Origin of the sequence: Sphingobium sp. SA916 (assembly GCF_002894065.1) — a bacterium.
Lineage (GTDB): Bacteria > Pseudomonadota > Alphaproteobacteria > Sphingomonadales > Sphingomonadaceae > Sphingobium > Sphingobium fuliginis.
This window is the reverse complement of record NZ_LXYF01000032.1, coordinates 1-20,790: the sequence shown is the minus strand read 5'-3', so window position 1 is coordinate 20,790 and position 20,790 is coordinate 1. Positions and strand designations below refer to the sequence as shown.

Sequence of the window (20,790 nt, the reverse complement as noted above, 5' to 3'; positions counted from 1 at the left end):
TTGCGCGAGATCATCCGGAATAGCCTTAAATTGTAGCAATTGAGCAACTATCTTCTTCCTACCGCAGTCGATCCTAATCCAGGTTGCATTCCAGCCAGCGTCCCTCAACCCCGATCGCGCGTTCAGCGGCAGCGCCGATCTTACTGCGGTTCGGCGCGACTTCTTCCTGTGAGGGGATCGAGCAATGCGAACCAATTCGGCTATCATCCACCGCGCCCTCTGCAATAGCTCTGCACTGACGGCCTGTCTGGCGAGCCTCAGCCTGATCGCCCCGGCGGCGGCGCAAAGCAGCACTGCGCAGCAGTCCGACACGCAGACCGCGCCCGGACAGGCCCCGGCCCCCACGACCAACTCCGCCGAACCCAGCGAGGGCGACACGATCGTCGTGACCGGGTCCATCCTGCGCACGACGACGGCAGCGACGCCATCGCCCATCACCGTCGTCAATGCCGAGACGCTGGAACAGCGCGGCATCAACACCACGCAGGAGGCGGTGCAGCGGCTGGCGTCGAACAACGGCCCCGCGCTCACCAACTCCTTTTCCGCCAATGGGGCCTTTGCCGCCGGCGCATCGGCGGTGTCGCTCCGTGGCCTCAGCACCAACTCGACGCTGGTCCTGTTCGACGGCCTGCGCGCGGCCTATTATCCGCTGGCGGACGATGCGACGCGCAATTTCGTCGACCTCAACACCATTCCCGACGACATCGTCGACCGGATCGAAGTGCTGCGCGACGGCGCGTCCTCCACCTATGGCGCGGACGCGATCGCGGGTGTCGTGAACGTCATCACGAAGAAGCAGATCACGGGCATATCCGGCCGGGCGGAAGCGGGCATCAGCCAGCGGGGCGACGGCGCCAATCACCGGCTCAGCCTGACGGCGGGCTGGGGCGATCTCGATGATCAGGGATTCAACGTCTATATCAGCGGTTTCTACTTCGATCAGGCGGCGCTCTATAACCGCGACCGGCGCTATCCCTATAATTCGCAGAACCAGTCGGGCATCTGCCGCGACGGCGTGTGCGGACCGTCCATCGGGCCGAATGGAGGATCGATCAATCCTTCGACAGGCGGCTATTCCGGTTTTTCGACCACCACCGACGCCAGCCTGTTCGCCACCACCTTCTTCGTGGCGCCGGCCGGTCCGGACAATGCCGCCGAAACCGGCCGCTACCAGTTCCTCAACCCCGCCGCCGGCTGCATCGCCGGGGAGACGCCTTATACGCTGACCCCACAGGAATTCGCGGCGGACGCGCGTGCGCCCGGAACCGTATGCCAGGGCGATCTCGTCAATCAATATGGCGTCATCTCTCCCAATATCGAAAGATGGGGCGGTTCCTTTCGGGCGACGGGACGGATCACCGACGACATAGAGGCCTATTTCCAGGCGAATTTCCTTCAGAGCAATGTGAGCTTCACCGGCCTGCCCGCCAGCATCCGCCGCAACGGCCCGGCCGGCATCAACTTTCCCCGCTTCAGCACGGCGGCCGCCGCTGGCGGCGCCAATTCCGTCGGTTCGCTTGTCCTTGCCCTGCCGGTCTATGTCTGCCCGCTGATCAATAACTTGCCCGATCCCAATTGCACCGCCGCCAATCCGGCTGCCCGGCTCAATCCGAACAATCCTTTCGCGGCGCAGGGGCAGGTGGCGCGCATATTGGGGCGCATACCCAATATCCAGGAATATAATGAGACCCGCAGCCGCACCTATCGCGCCGCTCTGGGCGTTACGGGCAAGTTGTGGGACGACTGGGACTTCGCGGTGAATGGCGTCGCAATGCGCACCGACCTGCGGCGGACGCAGAACGGTTATATCTATATCCAGAATCTTCTGAACGTGATTGCCGACGGCAGCTATGATTTCGTCAACCCTTATGCCAATAGTCAGGCGACGCTCGATTATCTGTCGCCAGACAATGTGACGGATGCCAATTCCCAGCTTTATGCCGTGGAGGCGACGCTCAGCGGCAATCTGTTCGACCTGCCAGGGGGACCGATGCAGATCGGCGGCGGGCTTTCGCTGCGCTATGAATCCATCGATGCGCCAAGCGCCAATTCGGACGTCAACGGGCCGACGCAGCGTTATTTCGTCCTCAACGCCTTCGGCACCAAGGGCCACCGGACGGTCCGTTCGGCCTTTGTCGAGCTGAATGCGCCGGTGCTGGAGTCGCTCGAGATCAACGCTTCGGGCCGCTATGACGATTATTCGAGCGGACAGCACGCCTTCTCTCCGAAGGTCGGGGCGAAGTTCACGCCGATCCGCCAGGTCGCGCTTCGCGGCACCTGGTCACGCGGCTTCCGCATCCCCAGCTTCGCGGAGGCCAACGCCATTCCGACGACCGGCTTCGTCACGGCCGCTCAATCGCTGTACAACGACGCCTTCCTGTCGCAATATGGCTGTTCCCTGGCGACCTTCAACAGCTGTCCGGCCTATATCAGCAGCGCCAGCTATGGCCAGACCACGCTGGCCAGCCCCGACCTGAAACCGGAACGGTCGACCAGCTTCACCGCCGGCATCGTCGTGGAGCCGATCCGGAACATTTCCCTCAGCATCGACTATTTCAACATCAAGAAGACCGGCGCGATCACCACGCCCAGCAACCGCCCGGCGCTACTCGCTTATTATGCGGGCCAGGTGGTGCCATCCGGCTATAATATCATCGCGGATGCGCCCGCGCCCGACTTTCCCGGCGCGACGCCGCGCGTGGCCTTCGTGCAGTCGCAGCTTATCAACGCCAACACCATCCGTTCGGAAGGACTGGACTTCGCCGCGAGGGCGCAGATCGACCTCGGCCCGGACATTCGCTTCACCTCGGCGCTGGAGGCGAGCTATATCATCAATCTCAGCACGACATTTCCGGACGGCACGACGGAATCCTATGAAGGAACGGCCGGCAACTTCAACCTGACCGCCGGATCGGGCACGCCGGAATGGCACGGCAACTGGCAGAATACGCTGGAATGGGGGAAATGGACGGTCAGCGCGACAGCCGAATATTTTGGCGGCTATAATCTTTCCGCCGCCGACCAGGGGACGGAGCCGGGCGATTGCGGCCTGCTTTCCGCGCCTTTCGTGAAGTGCGACGTGCCTGCCTATATCACGGTCGACCTGACGACCAGCTTCAAGGCGTCGGATCGCTTCACCTTCTACATCAATATACTCAACCTGTTCGACGATCTGCCGCCGATCGACCCCGTCACCTACGGCGCGAACAACTATAATCCGGTCCAGGGTGGACTGGGAATATTCGGGCGCTCCTTCCGGGCCGGCGCGCGGTTCACCTTCTGAGAGTTTGGGAGGACCGGAGGAGGAATTCTCCGGTCCGGGCCCGGCATCTTCATATCCGCCCCCTGCGATCATTCAGCTTTGCCCAGCCTGCGGCACCCCAATCCATGGTTGCGCGTTGATCCGGTACGAAGAAAAGCACCGAGGATGCCATGATGAAAATCGGAAAGAAATGGATGCTTGCAACGGGCCTCATGCTTGCGCTTGGCGCCTGCACGACGGCAACCCCCTATCAGCCGGCCGGGCAGAGCCGCGCTGCCCCCGGCGGCTATGCCGACGAGCAGATCGAGGCGAATCGCTTTCGCGTGACCTTTTCCGGCAACAGCATGACATCGCGGGAGACGGTGGAGCGCTATCTGCTCTACCGCGCCGCGGAACTGACGCGCCAGCGCGGCTATGACTGGTTCGTCATGGCCGACCGCAATACCGAGAGGCGCAGCCGGACCTATGTCGACCGGCCGTTCGCGCCGGGCGCCTTCGGCTATTGGGGCCCATCCTGGCGCTATTATGGGCGCGGCTTCGGTTGGCGGAGCTGGGATCCCTATTGGGGCGATCCCTTCTGGGACAGCCGGATCGATGTGCGCACCGTGGACCGCTATGAGGCCAGTGCAGAAATCGTGATGGGCAGGGGCCGCAAGCCCGCAGATAATGTCCGCGCCTTCAGCGCCGAAGAAGTGATGACGAATCTGGGCCCCAATATCGTCCGGCCCAACTGACCGCAGGCGGAATAAAAAAGGGGCGGCAGCGCCATGGCGCTGCCGCCCCTTCTACGATCCGGCTTAGCAGCTGGAGTTGCGATCGATGGCGCGGCCCGCAAGTGCGCCGGCGCCCGCGCCGATGATCGTGCCGGGAGCCCGGTCGCCGCGGGTATCGACCGCGCGGCCCAGCAGCGCGCCCGCGACGCCGCCCAGCAGCAGGCCGGTCGTGCCGCCCGACTTGCGGCAGCGATAGCCGCGGTCGTCGCGATAGGAACGGTAGTCGCGATAGTCGCGGCGGTCGGAATAGCGAACCCGCTCGTGGCGATCATGGCGGTGCCAGCCGCCGTCGCGGGCGAAGGAAGTGGCCGGAACCGCCGCAGAAAGGGTCGCGGCAGCGGCAGCGATGGCGAGCATGGTCTTGCGAATGGTCATGACTGGTCTCCTCTTACCTCGTCGTTGACCGCCTTATTCCATGCCGCACATGCGCCAATCCTGAACCGGCTTGTTATCAATGGTTAAGCTGGGGGCCGGCGCTATGCGGCCCCGGTGCTGCCGCGCACGACAAGGGCGTGGGGCAACATCAGGCGGGATTGCGGCCCGGCGCTTTTCTTTCGGAAGGATGGGTCGACCAATATGTCGACGGCGGCGGCCGCCATTTCCGCCTTGGGCTGGCGGATGGTCGTGATCTGCGGCCAGGCCGCGCGCGAGGAGGCCGAATCGTCGAAGCCCGCGACGGACAGCGACTGGGGCACGGCTATGCCGAGTTTCATCGCGGTGATGAGGACGCCGAGCGCCATGTCGTCATTGCAGGCGAAGACGGCGCTTGGGCGGTCCGTCCGGTCCAGCAGCGCTTCCCCCCGTTCCAGGCCGGAGCGAAAACTGAAGTCGCCGCGCAGCACCGCATCTTCATCGACCGCAATGCCGGCCTCCGCCATGGCCGCGCGGAAACCTTCCTCCCGCCGGGCGGACGCGCTGTGGCTGAGCGGCCCCTGGACCAGGCCGATGTGGCGATGGCCAAGGCCGATCAGATAGGCGGTCATCTCCCGCGCCGCGCCGCGATCGTCCATGCGCACCGCGCCAGAATCGGGCGATTCGCCGGATGGGGCGATCAGCACATGGGGCACGTCGGATTCGCGGAACAGGTCGATCAGCTCAGCCGCATCGCAAATGGGCGGGGCGATGATCGCGCCATCCAACCGGAGGCTCGCTATGCTGGCGCGGACATGATCCTTCCAGTCCGGCCGGTTCAGCTCGACCGGCTCCACCACCAGATGATAGCTGCGTTCCCGGCATCGCAGCAGCGCCCCATGCTGCACATCTGCGGCATAGCCCGAAACGGGATCGTCGATGAACAGGCCAAGCAGATAGGAACGGGAACTGGACAGGCTGCGGGCAAAGGCATTGGGCCGGTAATTGAGTTCCGCCACCACGCGCTGCACCGCTTCCCTGATCTCGGGTCGGACATGGTCCTCCCCATTGATGACGCGCGAGACGGTCTTGGGGGAAACGCCGGCGCGGGCCGCGACGTCCTTGATCGTGACGGTACTCATGGGCGGGTCTCCTGCGGCCGCGCGCACAGGGCCGCGAACTGGGCGATGAAGGCATAGCAGGCGGCGGGCAGGATCAGCGCGGGCAGCAATGCCGTCGCATCCGCCAGCGCGCCGGTCAGCAGTGGAACGATGGCCCCGCCGACCACCGCCATGCACAGCCACATGGATGCGACCGGCGCCTGCCGTTCGTCTTCCGGCAGGGCGAGCGCGTAGATCGTCGGGTACATGATGGCGTTGCAAAGGCCCACGGCCAGCAGGGCGCTGGCGCCGGTGACGCCCGGCAGGACGATGGCGGCGGTCGTCAGGACGGCCGCCCCGAAGGACACGGCCATCAGCAGCCGCGCCTCCGCGATCCGCTGCATCGCCCATGCGCCCAGGAAACGCCCCACCATCGCGCCGCCCCAGTAGAGGCTGACCAGTTGACCGGCGAGAACAGGCGCCGCGTCCAGCCGGTCCGGCCGCATCAGGACGGTGGGCAGCAACGCGCCTATCGCCACCTCCGCGCCGACATAGACGAAGATCGACGCCGCGCCCCAGCGCAACCGGCGGGAGCGCATTACCCGGAACATCTGCCCGATGGAGGCGAATCGGCGCGATTCATCCTGCTCCAGCAAGGCGCGATTGCGGAAATAGGCGAAGGCCAGCAGTCCCGTGACCAGCGCCGTCCCCGTAAAGGGCAGGGCCGCGCCGACATGCCGCGCCGCCTGCGGGTCCAGCTCGCCAAGCAGCAGCGGCGCGCTGAGCAGCGGACCCAGGACGGTGCCGAACGAATTGAAGCCCTGAAGCAGCGTCAGCCGGCGCGCCGCGCCCCGCGAAGGTCCGATCACGGCCACGACGGTGTTGGACGCGATCTGAAGGAAGGTCTGCCCCGCCGAAACGAGCAGCAGCGCCCCCAGCACCATGGCGAAGGACAGGGCGTTCTGGGCCAGGGTCAGGGCCAGGCATCCCGCCGTGATCACCGCCAGGCCGGCGACGATGGCCCGCATGTAGCCGGCGCGCACGATCGACCAGGTGATCGGCAGCGCGAAGAGCATGTAGCTGGAATGAAAGGCAAGCTGGACCAGCAGCGCGCCCTTGTAGTCCAGGTCCAGCATCAGCTTGAGCTGCGGCACCAGCAGGCTGACGGACGATGTCAGGAAGCCCCCGGTGAAGAACACGCCGATGGACAGCCGGAAAAGCCGGCTGTCCACCTGCTCTTGATCGGAAAGGGGCGGGGATGACGTGACGGCCACCATGGAAAGAGGCTTTGGCTGAACCTTGGAGAATATAGTGAAGCCGCAAAGCCGTTCCGGCGCAATATGGCAATATATGACAACGATGTCAAAAATCATGTTGACATCGTTGTCAGGCTTGGGTCAATAGGCGCCCACAGACCATGTGGGTCCAGGGAGAGAGATGATGAAAAGCTTTGCGCTGGCCGCGAGCACCGCGCTTGCATCCGCAACCTTGTGGATGACCCCCGCCTTCGCACAGGATGCAGCGCCCCAGACGGCGCAGCCCGATTATGGCAGCGACATCATCGTGACGGCCACCCGTCGCGAAACCACGCTGCAATCCACCCCCATCGCCGTGTCCGCCTTCGGTCAGGCGCAGCTCGACCGGCAGCAGGTGAAGGACGTCACCGACCTCGCCCGCTTCGTCCCGTCGCTCCAGTTCAACCAGCAGGGCGACCAGTCGGCGGTGCTGCTGACGCTGCGCGGCATCGGCAACGACAGCGCCTATACCGAAGTGGCGGACCCCGAAGTCGCCATCTATGTCGACGGCATCTACTCGCCGCGCGCGCAGGGGGCGTCTGTGCTGATGTACGACATGGAGCGCGTCGAGGTGCTGCGCGGCCCGCAGGGCACCCTGTTCGGCCGCAACGCGACGGTCGGTGCGCTCAGCCTCATCTCCGCCAAGCCGAAGCTGGGCGAGTTCGGCGGCAATGTGGAGGTCGTCGCGGGTAATTACGACCGTCTGGGCGTGCGCGGCGCGATCAACATCCCGGTCACCGACACGCTGGCCTTCCGCGTCGCCTTCGTCACCGACCGGCATGACGGCTATGCCGATTTCCAGCCTGCGCCGGACGTGCCCGGCATCAACCGCTCGGCCTTCATCACCACCGGCAAGAAATATTATGCCGCCGACCAGCAGTCGGGCCGCGTCTCCATGCTCTGGCAGCCGAGCGAACGCTTTAGCTGGAACCTGTCGGCGGAAGGTTTCCTCGACAATGGCGCGCCGGTCATCGGCCTGCTCCAGACGCCGCGCCCCGGCACGAAGCGCTGGTCGACGCTCAGCGACACCGCGCCCGACACCGACCGCTATTCCGTCGCGGTGCGCAGCACCATGAACTACGATGTCACCGACGGCATCCAATTGAGCTATATCGCGGGCTGGTCGCGCATCGGCGGCTCGACGCAGACCGATGCGGACGCAGGCGCTCTGCCGCCGACGGGGCAGGTCGACGCGGACGGCAACGACCTGCCGCTCGGCGCCTTCGGGGAGAACCGGACGCTCTCCTCGCGCTACGATTTCCAGAGCCATGAGGTCCAGCTCAAGTCGACCGGCGAACAGGCGATCGACTGGATTTTGGGCGCCTATTACAGCCATGAGAAGAACCGCATCCGCTTCGACATCGACCAGCGGAACGGCTATCGCGACGGCACCTTCAGCTGGGCGGGCAGCTTCATCCAGGCGAATCGCCAGATCGACAGCCGCGCCGTCTTCGGCCAGGCGGTCTGGCATGTCAGCGACGCGCTGCGCGTCACGGGCGGCCTGCGCTACACCTCCGACAAGAAGGAGGATATCGGCGGGCGCAACGTGACCTTCTCCGGTTGCCCCGCGACCCTGCCCGCCGACGCGTGCCAGGGCGGCATCTTCGGCGCCTATCCGAACGCCACGGCGGATGAACTGGCCGCGCTGCTGCCCGGTTTCTCCATTTCCAGCAACGATGTGAAGGGCAAGTGGGACAAGCTCACCTATCTCGCCCGCGTCGATGCCGACCTGGCGGAGGATGTGCTGGGCTATGCCAGCATCAGCACCGGCTTCAAGTCGGGCAATATCCAGGACAATGCCGGCCTGACCGATCCGGAAACGCTCACCAACTATGAAGTCGGCCTGAAGTCGCGCTTCCTCGACCGGCGCGTCACGCTGAACCTCGCGGCCTATTATAGCGACTTCAAGGGCTATCAGGTGAACCAGGCCGTCACTTTCCGCGACGATGCGGGCAATGTCGTGCGCAGCCAGATGATCACCCAGAATGCGAAGGGCGCCAAGGCCTATGGTCTGGAGGCGGAAATGGTGGCGAACCTGACCGACAGCGACCGGCTGCAATTCTCCGGCACGCTCCAGAAGACCAAGCTGGAGGAACTGGAGAGCGTCGACGGGCGCCTCTACGACGGCGGCAAGCTGTCCTCCATCGCGCAGCTCAAGGGCAATGAACTGGCGCATGCGCCGCGCTTCTCCGCCACGCTCAGCTATGAGCATGATTTCGAACTGGCGAGCGGCGCGAAGATCACGCCCCGTTTCACCACCCATTATGAGACCAAGAGCTGGCTGAGCTACTTCAACGGCGATGCGAATCCCTTCGTCAATCCCAACGATCCGGCCGACAATATGCCGAACCGCGGCACCAACGGCACCGATTGGGACCGCCAGAAGGCCTATTTCCGTTCCGACGCATCGATCCGCTTCGTGTCGCCGGACCAGAAATATTCGGTCGAAGCCTTCGTCCAGAATATCGAGAATGGGAAGATCCGCACGGGCGCCGGTTCCTTCGGCGCGCCGCGCTACGACCCGGTATTCCTGTCCAACCTCCAGCCGCCGCGGACCTGGGGCGTGCGCGCCCGGGCCAACTTCTGACCGGCTGACGAGGAGAAGTTGAGATGACGGCCGACATTCCCTCCCCCGGTCGGATCGTCATCGTCGGCGGCGGAACGGCCGGATGGCTGTCCGCCGCCACCTTCTCCCGCACGCTGGGGATGCGCGACGTGACGCTGGTGGAATCCAGCGAGATCGGCATCATCGGCGTGGGCGAAGGGACCTTTCCCACCATCCGCTCGACCCTGGCGGGACTGGGCGTTGGGGAGGGGGAATTCCTCCGCTCCGCCGATGCGACCTTCAAGCAGGGCGTGCTGTTCGACGGCTGGGCCACGGGCGCGGACAGCTATTTCCACCCGTTCAACATGCCCATCGGCGGCGAGGATGAGGCGCTGCTGCCCCATTGGCTGGCGATGGAGGGACAGCGCGCTTCCTGGGCCGACAGCGTCACCGTGCAGGAACGGGTGATCCGCGCCGGGCGAGCGCCCAAGCGGGTGCAGGACCCGGATTTTTCCGGTCCGATGAACTATGCCTATCATTTCGACGCGGCGCGTTTCGCGGACTATCTGCGGACGATCTCGCTCGCCGCCGGTGTCCGGCGGATCGAGGGCATGGTGGCGCATGTCGAACAGCGGGAGGATGGCGACATCGCCGCCCTGACCCTCAGGGACGGGCGGCGGGTAGAGGGGGACATCTTCATCGACTGTTCCGGTTTCCGCGCCCTGCTGATCGGGAAGACGCTGGGCAGCGGCTTCGTCGGCTGCGGCGACACGCTGTTCAACGACCGCGCGCTGGCGATGCAGGTGCCCCATGACCGCCCGGACGCGCCGATCCGTCCCTATACGCTGGCGACCGCGCATGAGGCGGGCTGGACTTGGGACATCGGCCTCCCCGAACGGCGGGGCATCGGCTATGTCTATTCCAGCCGCCATTGCTCCGACGATGAGGCGGAAACCGTGCTGCGCCGCTATGTCAGGCCGGGCGGCGAGGCGCTGACCCCGCGCCAGCTTCGCTTCGCTACTGGTTATCGCGAGCGGCAATGGATCGGCAACTGCATCGCCATCGGCCTGTCGGCGGGTTTTTTCGAGCCGCTGGAATCGACCGGCATCATGCTGATCGAGGCGGCGCTGCGCATGGTGGGGGATTTCCTCCTGCCTGCCGGAAGCGCCAGCGACACCGCCGCCCGCAATGCCGCGGCGCGCCGCTTCAACAGGCTGATGACGGCGCGGTTCGAACGGATCGTCCGCTTCCTGAAGCTGCATTATTGCATTACCCGCCGCACCGACACGGCCTATTGGCGCGACAATGCCGATCCGGCCTCCATCCCGGCTGATCTGCAGGACCTGCTCGCCCAATGGCGGCACCGCCCGCCCTCGCGCTTCGATTTCACGGTCGATCTCGAAACCTTCCTGCCGCCCAGCTATCATTATATCCTCTACGGCATGGGTTTCGAAACCCGGCTGGCGGGCGGCATCGGCCGCTATCCCGGCGGGCAGGAGGCGCGGGCCGCCTTCGCCAGGGTGGCCGGGGCCTCCGGCGCCGCCGTCTCCCATCTTCCCGACCATCGTGCGCTGCTCGACCATCTGCGTGGGCGGCAACCCTCTGCAAGAGTATCCTGATGACGCGCAAACCGCTGATCGCTTCCCTGCTTCTTGGCGTCGCCGGCCTGGCCCATGCGCAGCCTTCCCCGCCGGTCCCCGCCGCCAGTGCCGGCAGCAACCGCGCCCTGTCGCCGGAAGCACGCGCCAGGGCGCTGGTGGCCGCCATGACCATCGAGGAGAAGCTGGCGATCATCCACGGCTATTTCCCGCCGCTCGCCCGGCCTTCCCAACCGATCGCCATGATCCCGTCCGCAGGGCACATCCCGGGCATCCCGCGCCTCGGCATCCCGACCCTGCGGGAGAGCGACGCGAGTCTGGGCGTCGCCAACCAGATCGAGCAGCGCAAGGGCGATACGGCGACGGCCCTGCCGGCCAGCCTCGCCACGGCGGCCACCTTCAACCCGGCGCTTGCCTATGCGGGCGGCGCGATGATCGGCGCGGAGGCGCGGGCCAAGACCTTCAACATCCTGCTCGCGGGCGGCGTCAACCTGACCCGCGATCCCTGGAACGGGCGGAATTTCGAATATCTGGGCGAAGATCCGCTGCTGGCCGGGGTGATGGCGGGCGAGCATATCAGGGGCGTGCAGAGTGCCCATATCGTCTCAACCATCAAGCATTTCGCGTTGAATTCGCAGGAAACCGGCCGCACCGTGCTGGACGCCCGGATCGACAGGGCGGCGCTGCGCGAAAGCGACCTGCTGGCCTTCCAGATCGCGACGGAGATCGGCGATCCCGCCTCCGTCATGTGCGCCTATAACAAGGTGAATGGCGATTATGCCTGCGAAAATGACTGGCTGCTCAACCAAGTCCTGAAGAGGGACTGGGGTTATAGGGGCTGGGTCATGTCCGACTGGGGCGCGGTCCATTCCACCGGGAAGGCGGCGCTGGGCGGGCTCGATCAGGAATCGGGGCAGGAACTGGACGATGCGATCCATTTCGGCAAGCCGTTCGAGGAGGCTGTGAAGGCCGGCCGGATTCCCGCGGCCCGGCTGGACGATATGGTGGAGCGCATCCTCCATGGCGTGATCGCCAGCGGCCTGATGGACGATCCCGTCCCGGAAAGCCCGCGCCAGATCGACTATGCCGCCCATGCCGACATCGCCCAGCGCGCGGCGGAGGAGGGCATCGTCCTGCTGAAGAATGAGGGCGATCTGCTGCCGCTGGCGAAAAGCGCGCGGCGGATCGTCCTGATCGGCGGCCATGCCGATGTCGGGGTGCTGTCGGGCGGCGGATCGTCGCAGGTCCGCTCCGTCGGCGGGGCTCCGGTCGAAATTCCGCTGACAAAGGGGGCCGCCGCCTCCTTCGCGCGGATGACCTGGCATGCTTCCTCGCCGCTGAAGGCGATCCGCGCACTCGTGCCGCAGGCGGAGGTCAGCTATGTCGACGGCGGCGACCCAAGGGCCGCGGCCGAAGCGGCGCGTCGGGCGGACCTCGCCATCGTCTTCGGCTGGCAATGGCAGACGGAGGCGCAGGACCCTGACAATATGCGCCTGCCGGACAATCAGGATGCGCTGATCGAAGCGGTCGCCACTGCCAACCGGAAGACCATCGTCGTGCTGGAGACGGGCGGCCCTGTGGAAATGCCCTGGATCGCGAAGGTGCCGGCGCTGGTGCAGGCCTGGTATCCCGGCCAGCGCGGCGGCGAAGCCATGGCGAATATCCTCTTCGGGGACGTCGCGCCTTCGGGCCGCCTGCCCATCACCTTCCCGGTGCGCGCCGGTCAGGCGCCGCGTCCGGAACCGGCGGGCCTAGCCGAACTGCACGCGGCCGAGGCCCGCCGGGACGCCGGGGACAAGACCAATTACGGCATGACCGGCGGCGTGGCGCCCTTTGCGGTCGATTATCCCGAAGGTGCGGAGGTCGGCTATCGCTGGTATGCGATGAAGGGCGTGAAACCGCTTTTCCCGTTCGGCCATGGCCTGACCTATACCAGCTTCACCTATGCCAATCTGGCGGTGCAGGACGGCGCGGCGCTGACCGTCAGCTTCGACGTGACCAATGCGGGCAGCCGTGCGGGCGCGGACGTTCCGCAACTTTATGTGCAGGCGAAGGGGAGCGCAGGCATCGCCGCCTGGCGGCTTGCCGGCTTCGACAAGCTCAGCCTGTCGCCCGGCGAGACCCGGCGCGTCACCATGACCGTCGACCCACGCCTGATCGCGCGCTTCGAGGAAGGGAGGGGCTGGCGGCTCGACGGCGGCAACTATGCGCTGGCGGTGGGGCATCATGCGGGCGACGCCGCGCTGAAGGGCGTGGCGAGGCTTAATGCCAAGAGCCTGAAGCCCTGATGGGGGCGGTTGGCCCAAGTGCAGAATGTGCTCCTGCCTCCGCGGGAACGCATTGATGCCCGGACAGAAAAAATTCCGCTATTTCGCCAGCATGAAGGCGACCTTATTCCAGGAGACGACATGACCATCGGCCTTTCGCCCGTTTCCCTGACCGTCCTGACGGTCCTGCTCGCGGCATCCGCGGCGGCGCAGCAGCCCGCGGCCTCGGTTGCGCATCCCGAACTCTGGCCCAGGGTGGATGCCCAGCCCAAGCGCGACCCGGCCGTGGAAAGGCGCGTCGACGCATTGCTGAAGGCCATGTCGGTCGAGGACAAGGTCGGCCAGCTCATCCAGGTCGACATCGGCTCCATCACCCCCGCCGACGTGCGGACATACAAGGTCGGATCGGTCCTGAACGGCGGCAATAGCGGCCCTTATGGCGACGAATATGCTTCGCCCGCCAAATGGTTGAAACTGGCGGACGAATTCTATGAAGCCTCCATGTCCCGGAGCGACAGGGGCCCGAAAATCCCGATCATCTGGGGCACCGATTCCGTCCACGGCAACAACAACATCGTCGGCGCGACGCTCTTCCCGCACAATATCGGCCTGGGCGCGGCGCGCGACCGCGATCTCATCCGGGAGATCGGGCGCGTGACGGCGCTGGAGACGGCGGCGGCGGGGCTCGACTGGACCTTCGCGCCGACGCTGGCGGTGGTGCAGGACGACCGCTGGGGCCGCACCTATGAAAGCTATTCGGAGGAGCCGCAGATCGCCGCCGACTATGCCGGCGCGATGATCGAGGGCGTGCAGGGCAAGGCCGGCACCAGGGATTTCCTCGCGCCCGATCATCTGATCGCCACCACCAAGCATTTTCTGGGCGATGGCGGCACCGGCGGACGCGACCAGGGCGATACGCGCGTGTCGGAGGAGGTGCTGCGCGACGTGCATCTGGGCGGCTATCCCGCGGCGATCGAGGCGGGCACGCAATCGGTCATGGCCAGCTTCTCAAGCTGGAACGGCGCCAAGATGAGCGGCAACAAGTCGCTGCTGACCGACGTGCTGAAGGATCGCATGGGTTTCGACGGCTTCGTCGTGGGGGACTGGAACAGCCATGGGCAGGTGCCGGGCTGCTCCAATGAGGATTGCCCGCAGGCGATCAATGCCGGGCTCGACATGTTCATGTATTCGGGGCCGGGCTGGAAACAGCTTTACGACAACACGCTGCGGGAGGTGAGGGCGGGCACGATCCCGATGGCGCGGCTGGACGACGCCGTGCGGCGCATCCTGCGGGTGAAGATCCGCGCCGGGACGTTCGAGCGGGGGCGCCCCTCCACCCGCGCCTTTGCCGGCAAGTTCGACGCCATCGGCTCCGCCGGCCATCGCGCCGTCGCCCGGCGCGCCGTGCGGGAATCGCTGGTGCTGCTGAAGAATGAAGGCGTCCTGCCGCTCAAGGCCAATGCCGACATCCTCGTCGCGGGCGAGGCGGCCGACAGCATCAGCCAGCAGGCGGGCGGCTGGTCGATCACCTGGCAGGGGATCGACGTGCCCAATTCGGCCTTTCCCAACGCCCAGTCGGTCTGGAAGGGGATAGAAGAGACGGTGAAGGCCGGCGGCGGCACGGCGCGCTACGCCCCCGACGGCCGCTTCACGCAAAAGCCGGACGCCGCCATCGTCGTCTTCGGGGAAAAGCCCTATGCGGAGTTCAAGGGCGACGTTCCCAATCTGGAATACAGCCCCGGCGACAAGCGCGATCTGGAGATGCTGCGCCGCTTCAAGGCGGCGGGCGTGCCGGTGGTGGCGGTTTTCCTTTCCGGTCGGCCGCTTTGGGTGAATGCGGAACTCAACGCATCCGACGCCTTCGTCGCGGCCTTCCTGCCGGGAAGCGAGGGCGGCGGCGTGGCCGATATGCTGTTCGCCGGCGCGGACGGGAAGCCGCGCCATGATTTCCGCGGGAAGCTGAGCTTTTCCTGGCCGAAACGCCCGGACCAATATGTGCTGAACCGCCGCGATCCGGGCTACGATCCGCTTTTCCCCTTCGGCTATGGCCTGAGCTACGCCCGGCCCGGCAAAGTAGGGACGCTGGACGAGAGCCGCCCCGCCGGCATGGCGGCGGCGACGCCCGGCACCTTCTATGGACGCGGCCAGACGCCGCCCGGCTGGGCCATAGAGGCGGAGGGCGTCACACAGAGCGGCGTCGACCGCCGCGCGCAGGAGGACAGCCGTCGCTTCGTATGGAAGGGGGCAGGGCAGGTCGCCTTCGTCGCCCCCCGCGCCTTCGACCTCTCGCGCGAGAGCAACGGAGAGATCAGCCTGGTCGTCGAATATCGGGTGGACGCAAAGCCGGCGGGGAAGATGACCGTCGGCCTGCAAAGCGGGCAGAGCACGGTCGAACTGCCGATCGGCGGCGCATTGTCCTCCGCAAAGCCCGGGGAATGGTCTCGGCTCGTCGTTCCGCTGCAATGCTTCGCCAAGCGCGGCGCGGACATGCAGGCGGTCACCGCGCCGCTCGTGCTGCGATCCAACGGCGCTGCCGACATCAGCATTTCGGACGTGAAGCTGGACTATGTCAGCGTGCCGATGGACGCCTGTGGCGACGCGGCGCCGCACTGAGGGGAAGGAGCGATAAAGCAGGTTAAACCCTATTCGGTTGTCGCCCTGTGGTGAGGATACCGTCCGGACATGGCACGTTGAGACCCTCGAAGCAGGAGATCGACATGCAGAATGACGGACAGCGCGGCGAATCGACCCAGGACCCGGCGGAGGGCCGCAATGACGTGCCGCCGCCGGAAAAGGGTTCGCCCGGCGGCGATGCGGGCCAGGCCGACGATGAAGCGGCGGAGCGCGTGGAGAAAGCCGAGGACAGCGATCCCAATCCATTGGCGCCGCCCGTCAATACGGAAGCGGGCAGCTAGAGCAGATGGAGTCATCTGCTGGCTCGGAAAACGCGATAAACACAAACCTAGAGCAGTCGAGCCGATGCAATCGGATCGGAATCTGCTTTGGATATGGTGCGGAACTGCCCGTGCTGAGCCCGTCGAAGGGCGGGGCCGGTTTTCCGCCTGAAAGGATGCGATAACGGAAATTCGGATGCGCGTGCCCCGCCTCCTGCCTGACGCAGGGCGCTCCAGCCAAATGCTTCATCAACCGGAGAGCAGCGGGTAACGCATGCGCCAGTCGTCCAGCAGCGCCTCGATCGCGGCGATTTCCTGAAAGCTTCCGGTCGGCGCGGCGGCCCAGTTGCAATGCGGATGCGTCGCGCGGCTATAGAGCCGGATCGGCCCCACCAGCCTGCGCCAATGATGTTTGCTGCGTCCATGATCGCGCACCAGACGGGCGACGATCAGTTCGACGAGTTTGTCAGCCGTCATTCTCTTTTCCCTCGGCGCAAGGCCATTGTCCCGGCAGTTCCAGATAAGCCTCCAGCTCCCGCCAGTGCCGGTCCCATCCGGGTCCGCGCCGTTCTTCCGGCACATGGGCCTCCACCATGCGCCTGGCCCGCGCCACGACATTGCCGGCGGGTGCGCGCAAACGGTCGAGAATGTCCCTGATGCCGTCTGTCATGAAGATCGCCGCCGCATCCATCGCTGATAGGAGCAGGCGTGCCGGCTTTCAACTTTCCCGAACCGACTGGCCCGCCTGACCTCGATCAGGCAGAGGGAGCGCGCCTTTCGGTTCGTCGCGCAGCGGCAACAGCAGTCCGCAAAACATCCATCCACTATTGTCAATCATAATGATAGAGAATATGTCATGGGCAGGAGGTTTCCCATGCGCCCATATGCCCCTGAACTGACCGCTTCCGCGACGATCCTGACCGTGCCTGGCCTGATGAACAGCGGGCCGGGGCATTGGCAGACGATCTGGGAAGCCGAACTGCCCAATTGCCACCGCGCCGAACTGGGCAGTTGGGACGCCCCGCAGCGCAATAGCTGGATCGGCAATCTCAACCATGCGATCGATCGCATCGATGGCCCGGTCATTCTGGCCGCCCATAGCCTGGGCTGCCACGCCGTGACCTGGTGGGCCGCGTTCGAATGCCGCGAATGGAGCGAAAAGATCGTCGGAGCCCTGCTGGTGGCGCCGCCTGAACTCGAATCGGGCGCCGTCGACTCCCGCCTGCGCGGCTTCGCGCCGACGCCCAAGGCGCTGCTGCCTTTCCCCTCGATCCTCGTAGCCAGCCGCAACGATCCCTATATCTCCTTCAGCCGGGCGAGGCTGCTCGCGCAATTCTGGGGCAGCCGTTTTGCCGACGCGGGAGAGGCGGGGCACATCAACGCCGATTCCGCGCTGGGCGATTGGACGTTCGGACGATTCCTGCTGTCCCGGCTCGGTCAGCCTTTCGAAGATCAGGGAATGGATGGCCAGCGCATCGCCGGCGAGCGGGAACGCAGCGCGGAGGCGACGCTGCTTTACGGCGTCTGACCATTGCCTTCCTGTTGTTGAATGGCCGCTGGACGGAGGCGAAGCGGCGCGGTTGAGCTCTCCGCCGGCCTTCGCCTGTTCCTCCTCCCCACGCTTCGCGCGGGGAGGATGTCCGTTTGAAACGATGCGGCGACAGAAATGTCGAGCGCGCGGCCAGCGTCCGCTTCAACGCGGCGCGCCCTAAAACTTGACCTTCATCCCCAGGCGCACGGTCCGGGGCTCCACGACCCGGCTCAACCGCCCTTCCTGCGGACCCGTCATGTCGAAAGCGGGAATATAGGACTCGTAAAAATAAGCGATGTCCTTGTCCCGGCTGTCGAAGATATTCAGCAGCTCCCCATAAAGTTCGATCCGCTTGCCCTTCCACGCGCCGCGGGCGTTCACCACCGTGCTCCCCTTGTCCCGCACGCTATTGTCCTCGATCAGCGGATAAGGCCCCAGATGCCGCACCCGCAGGCTCGTCTCCCAGCGCCCCAGCACGACAGCCACGCCCGCCGAAGCGGCATTTTCGAAGGCATTGGGAATCCGGTCCCCATTGTCGTAGCGCGAATGGCTGGCGGTATAATTGCCGTCCAGCGCCAGCCAGGGCAGCGGCCGCCAGAAGGCGACGATCTCATAGCCATGCCGCTTGCTGGCGCCGGTCGGCTCGACCGCGTTGCTATCCCCGACGAAGCGCAATTCGCTGCCCACATTCAGCCACCAATAGGTTGCCGTCAGGCTGGCCGAACCGATCTGGACCCGCCCGCCCAGCTCCTTGCCGGTGCCGCGCACCAGCACCGGGACAGGCGTGTCGACATTCACCGCCCCCCGCACATCGTTGCTGTGGAAGCCACGGCCCCAATTGGCGTAGAGTTCCAGCGCGGGCGCGACCCGATAGGCGAGCGACGCCTTGGGCGACAACAGGCTGTCCGACCCCTTGCCTTCGCCCAGAGCGGCGGCGGCGGCATCCCTTGCCCGCACCGCATAGCGATAATGATCGCCGCGTAGTCCGCCCGTCACGCGCAGGCCGGGCAGCGGCTGCCACGTCACGTCGCCATAAAGCGCCAGCGACAGTTCCTCGACATGATAGCGGCCGAGCGAGGAGAGGAAGGCCCGGTCGGCGGTGCGCGACACCCCGACATTGCCCATATGATCATAGCGATCCTCCGTCCCGACGCCGAAGTCCAGCGTGGACCCCAGCGACCAGCGCTTCTCCGCCGTCGCGCCGATAATCCAGCGGCGGTCATATTGGCGGATCTGCGCGCTGCTGCCGTCCGGATCGGCATAGGTCGGGTTGGAATACATCGACCAGTCATAATATTGCGCATAGCCATTGGCGCGCCAGTCCGCCTGCGTCACCGCGACATTGCCGACGAGGCGCGTCGTCGCCCCCCGCGCCGAGGGATCGGGCGAGCAGAACATATCCGCACAGACCGGCGATCCGACGATCCGTTCCGGAATCTGCTCGGTCGGCCGCCATGTCGCGCGATAGGCATGCAGCGTTGCCTCCACCGCCCCCGCCCGATATTTGGCGAAACCGGCATAATGGCGCAGATGCTCCGGCTCCTCCCATGGCCCGTCATAGGCCTTGGCCTGCGCCACCAGCGTCAGTTCGCCCGGCCCGAAGCCCTTGATCGTGCCCCCCGCCGCGATCCGCCGCGAACCGTAGGAGCCGCCCTCCACCGACATCCACGGCCGGTCGAACCCGTCGATCGTCTTCATATAGGCGGCGCCCGCCAGCGCGAAGTCGCCGCCATCGGCGCGATAGGGGCCTTTCCGGAAATCCTCCCGCGCGATGATCTCCGGGATCAGGCCGTTCAGGTCCAGATAACCCTGCCCATGCCCGTGCGAGCGGAAATTCATCTGCACCCCGTCAATATAGGTGGTGAAGTCAGACCCATGATCCAGGTTGAAGCCGCGCAGGAAATATTGGTTCGCCTTGCCGCTCCCCGAATGTTGCGCCGCGACCATGCCCGGCACCGCCTCCAGCAGTTCCGCCACGCGCAGCAGCGGGCGGACCAGCAGGTCGGACCCGGCGACACTCCCCTCGCTCGCCGCCTGGGCGACGCCGATCTTCGCCTCGCCCCGGCCGAAGACGATGATCTCCGCCTCCGGCGCCTCCGTCTCCGCCAGAGCCGGGACCGCATGTGCCGCGATCAAACCCGCAGCCATTATCTTCCATTGCATTCGCATTCCTTCCGGCGTCTCGCGACATCCGGCGGAGCCTGACCGCCAGACGACGGCCGGCGCGCAGGGACGGCCGGACGCCAAAAGCGACCGTTCCCGCGAACCGATGCGGCCTCCACCGCTCGTTCGTCGCTCAGACGGAAAGACACCGTGCCGCGGCCATCCCCTGGGCCAGGGCAAGAGCGACCAGACGCCGGCAGGTCTCCTGGCTCGCGGGTCGTCGCATCGATGCAAGGCCTTCCCAGGCCTCGCAGGATTTAGCGTCCGGCCCAGTGGCTGGCGGCGGAAGCCTCGCTCCGCCGCGCATATGCATCGCGCTCACCGCTTACAGTTGCAGGGACAGCCGCGGCTTGGGGAGGTTGCCCTCCCGCACCGCATTCCCCTTTAAGCCCCGTTCGGGGCACCGGCGCGATCATTGCGGGAGACGATATGTCCCCCGCGCCTTCTCGTTACACGCGGTGACGCCCCGCTTGCAAGAGGCTCTTCGTACTCCAGCAAAGGGCGGAGACCAGCTTCGCCGTCGCCCGCATCCACCAGGCATCTACAAGCGACATTCGCATCTGCGGCATGATCAAATACAGCAAAATCAACGGGTTGTCCGTGACCATGCGACTTTTTTCCGGGAATTTCCAAAAACTGTCATTTTTGGGGTTGCCTGAATCTCCTGGCCCACCTAGATGCCCGTTCACCGGACGGGACGACGCCACTGAGGCGCTGAACTGGACGGTCGCCAACAGGTACGGACGCTGGTCTCCCGGAACGCAAGGAACGGGGTAGGATAGCTGTCCGGTATGGTTGTCGGCTCTTTGACATTGTTGATTGATGAAGGGACATGTGGGCGGCGGCTCCGGGTTCTTGTGGCTTCTAGGCGCAGGATACTCGGTTAAATTAGCCATCCTCACAATGTCCTTACACACCATGTAAGATTTGTGCAGGAATGGCTCCTAGGAATGAGCGGTTTCGGTTTGGGATTATTCCTCCTGGATCGAGATCGGACATCAAACTTGAGAG

15 protein-coding genes and 1 riboswitch are annotated in these 20,790 nt (G+C 65.5%); of the genes, 8 read left to right on the top strand and 7 right to left on the bottom strand.

The genetic code is table 11. The features are described from left to right. Positions 1–184 precede the first annotated feature (184 nt). Both A8G00_RS09375 and A8G00_RS09370 read left to right on the top strand, forming a co-directional pair. Positions 185–3,283, top strand: coding sequence for a TonB-dependent siderophore receptor (locus A8G00_RS09375; protein ID WP_025549207.1), 3,099 nt, complete (start codon positions 185–187; stop codon positions 3,281–3,283). A gap of 149 nt (positions 3,284–3,432) precedes the next feature. Then, complete coding sequence (locus A8G00_RS09370; protein WP_161942146.1) at positions 3,433–3,996, top strand: hypothetical protein; 564 nt, start codon at positions 3,433–3,435, stop codon at positions 3,994–3,996. A gap of 63 nt (positions 3,997–4,059) precedes the next feature. Here the strand turns inward: A8G00_RS09370 and A8G00_RS09365 are convergent, their stop codons facing one another. From A8G00_RS09365 to A8G00_RS09355, 3 genes are all read right to left on the bottom strand, one after another. Then, complete coding sequence (locus tag A8G00_RS09365; RefSeq protein ID WP_025551033.1) at positions 4,060–4,410, bottom strand: glycine zipper domain-containing protein; 351 nt, start codon at positions 4,408–4,410, stop codon at positions 4,060–4,062. 101 nt (positions 4,411–4,511) lie between these two features. Then, complete coding sequence (locus A8G00_RS09360; RefSeq protein WP_025551035.1) at positions 4,512–5,528, bottom strand: LacI family DNA-binding transcriptional regulator; 1,017 nt, start codon at positions 5,526–5,528, stop codon at positions 4,512–4,514. Next, positions 5,525–6,763 carry an MFS transporter gene (locus A8G00_RS09355; protein ID WP_065846438.1) on the bottom strand — a complete coding sequence of 413 codons (1,239 nt, stop codon included), beginning with the start codon at positions 6,761–6,763 and terminating at the stop codon, positions 5,525–5,527. Before A8G00_RS09355 ends, A8G00_RS09360 begins: the two co-directional genes overlap by 4 nt. Before the next feature lie 160 nt (positions 6,764–6,923). Between A8G00_RS09355 and A8G00_RS09350 the strand changes: the two genes are divergently transcribed. The 5 genes from A8G00_RS09350 to A8G00_RS09330 all read left to right on the top strand — a co-directional run bounded on the left by A8G00_RS09350 (position 6,924) and on the right by A8G00_RS09330 (position 16,106). After that, positions 6,924–9,368: a TonB-dependent receptor gene (locus tag A8G00_RS09350; protein ID WP_044661140.1), complete on the top strand. Its 2,445-nt coding sequence runs from the start codon at positions 6,924–6,926 to the stop codon at positions 9,366–9,368. A 23-nt stretch (positions 9,369–9,391) separates the two neighbouring features. Next, positions 9,392–10,945: a tryptophan halogenase family protein gene (locus tag A8G00_RS09345; RefSeq protein ID WP_025551041.1), complete on the top strand. Its 1,554-nt coding sequence runs from the start codon at positions 9,392–9,394 to the stop codon at positions 10,943–10,945. Beyond that, the gene (locus tag A8G00_RS09340; protein WP_044661141.1) at positions 10,945–13,212 is read left to right on the top strand and encodes a beta-glucosidase; all 2,268 of its coding nucleotides are present in this window, start codon (positions 10,945–10,947) and stop codon (positions 13,210–13,212) included. The genes A8G00_RS09345 and A8G00_RS09340 overlap by 1 nt, the downstream gene beginning before the upstream one ends. A 120-nt stretch (positions 13,213–13,332) precedes the next feature. Further along, on the top strand, positions 13,333–15,804 hold the full coding sequence (locus A8G00_RS09335) for an exo 1,3/1,4-beta-D-glucan glucohydrolase (RefSeq protein WP_025551045.1): 2,472 nt from the start codon (positions 13,333–13,335) through the stop codon (positions 15,802–15,804). Between the two features lie 104 nt (positions 15,805–15,908). Further along, positions 15,909–16,106: a hypothetical protein gene (locus tag A8G00_RS09330; protein WP_025551047.1), complete on the top strand. Its 198-nt coding sequence runs from the start codon at positions 15,909–15,911 to the stop codon at positions 16,104–16,106. 228 nt (positions 16,107–16,334) lie between these two features. On the opposite strand, the gene A8G00_RS09325 is transcribed toward A8G00_RS09330, so the two are convergent. After that, positions 16,335–16,562, bottom strand: a complete 228-nt coding sequence (locus tag A8G00_RS09325) for a hypothetical protein (protein ID WP_025551049.1) — start codon at positions 16,560–16,562, stop codon at positions 16,335–16,337. Further along, positions 16,552–16,755 (bottom strand): hypothetical protein, encoded by a 204-nt coding sequence (locus A8G00_RS09320; protein WP_048575535.1) that lies wholly within the window; start codon positions 16,753–16,755, stop codon positions 16,552–16,554. Before A8G00_RS09320 ends, A8G00_RS09325 begins: the two co-directional genes overlap by 11 nt. Positions 16,756–16,959: 204 nt before the next feature. Here A8G00_RS09320 and A8G00_RS09315 point away from each other — a divergent pair, with 204 nt between their 5' ends. Beyond that, the gene (locus tag A8G00_RS09315; RefSeq protein ID WP_044661142.1) at positions 16,960–17,613 is read left to right on the top strand and encodes an alpha/beta hydrolase; all 654 of its coding nucleotides are present in this window, start codon (positions 16,960–16,962) and stop codon (positions 17,611–17,613) included. 180 nt (positions 17,614–17,793) lie between these two features. Here the strand turns inward: A8G00_RS09315 and A8G00_RS09310 are convergent, their stop codons facing one another. Then, on the bottom strand, positions 17,794–19,779 hold the full coding sequence (locus A8G00_RS09310) for a TonB-dependent receptor (protein WP_044661143.1): 1,986 nt from the start codon (positions 19,777–19,779) through the stop codon (positions 17,794–17,796). A gap of 177 nt (positions 19,780–19,956) precedes the next feature. Further along, positions 19,957–20,202, bottom strand: a riboswitch (cobalamin riboswitch). A 26-nt stretch (positions 20,203–20,228) separates the two neighbouring features. Beyond that, the gene (locus tag A8G00_RS24755; RefSeq protein ID WP_146032580.1) at positions 20,229–20,675 is read right to left on the bottom strand and encodes a hypothetical protein; all 447 of its coding nucleotides are present in this window, start codon (positions 20,673–20,675) and stop codon (positions 20,229–20,231) included. Positions 20,676–20,790 lie beyond the last annotated feature (115 nt).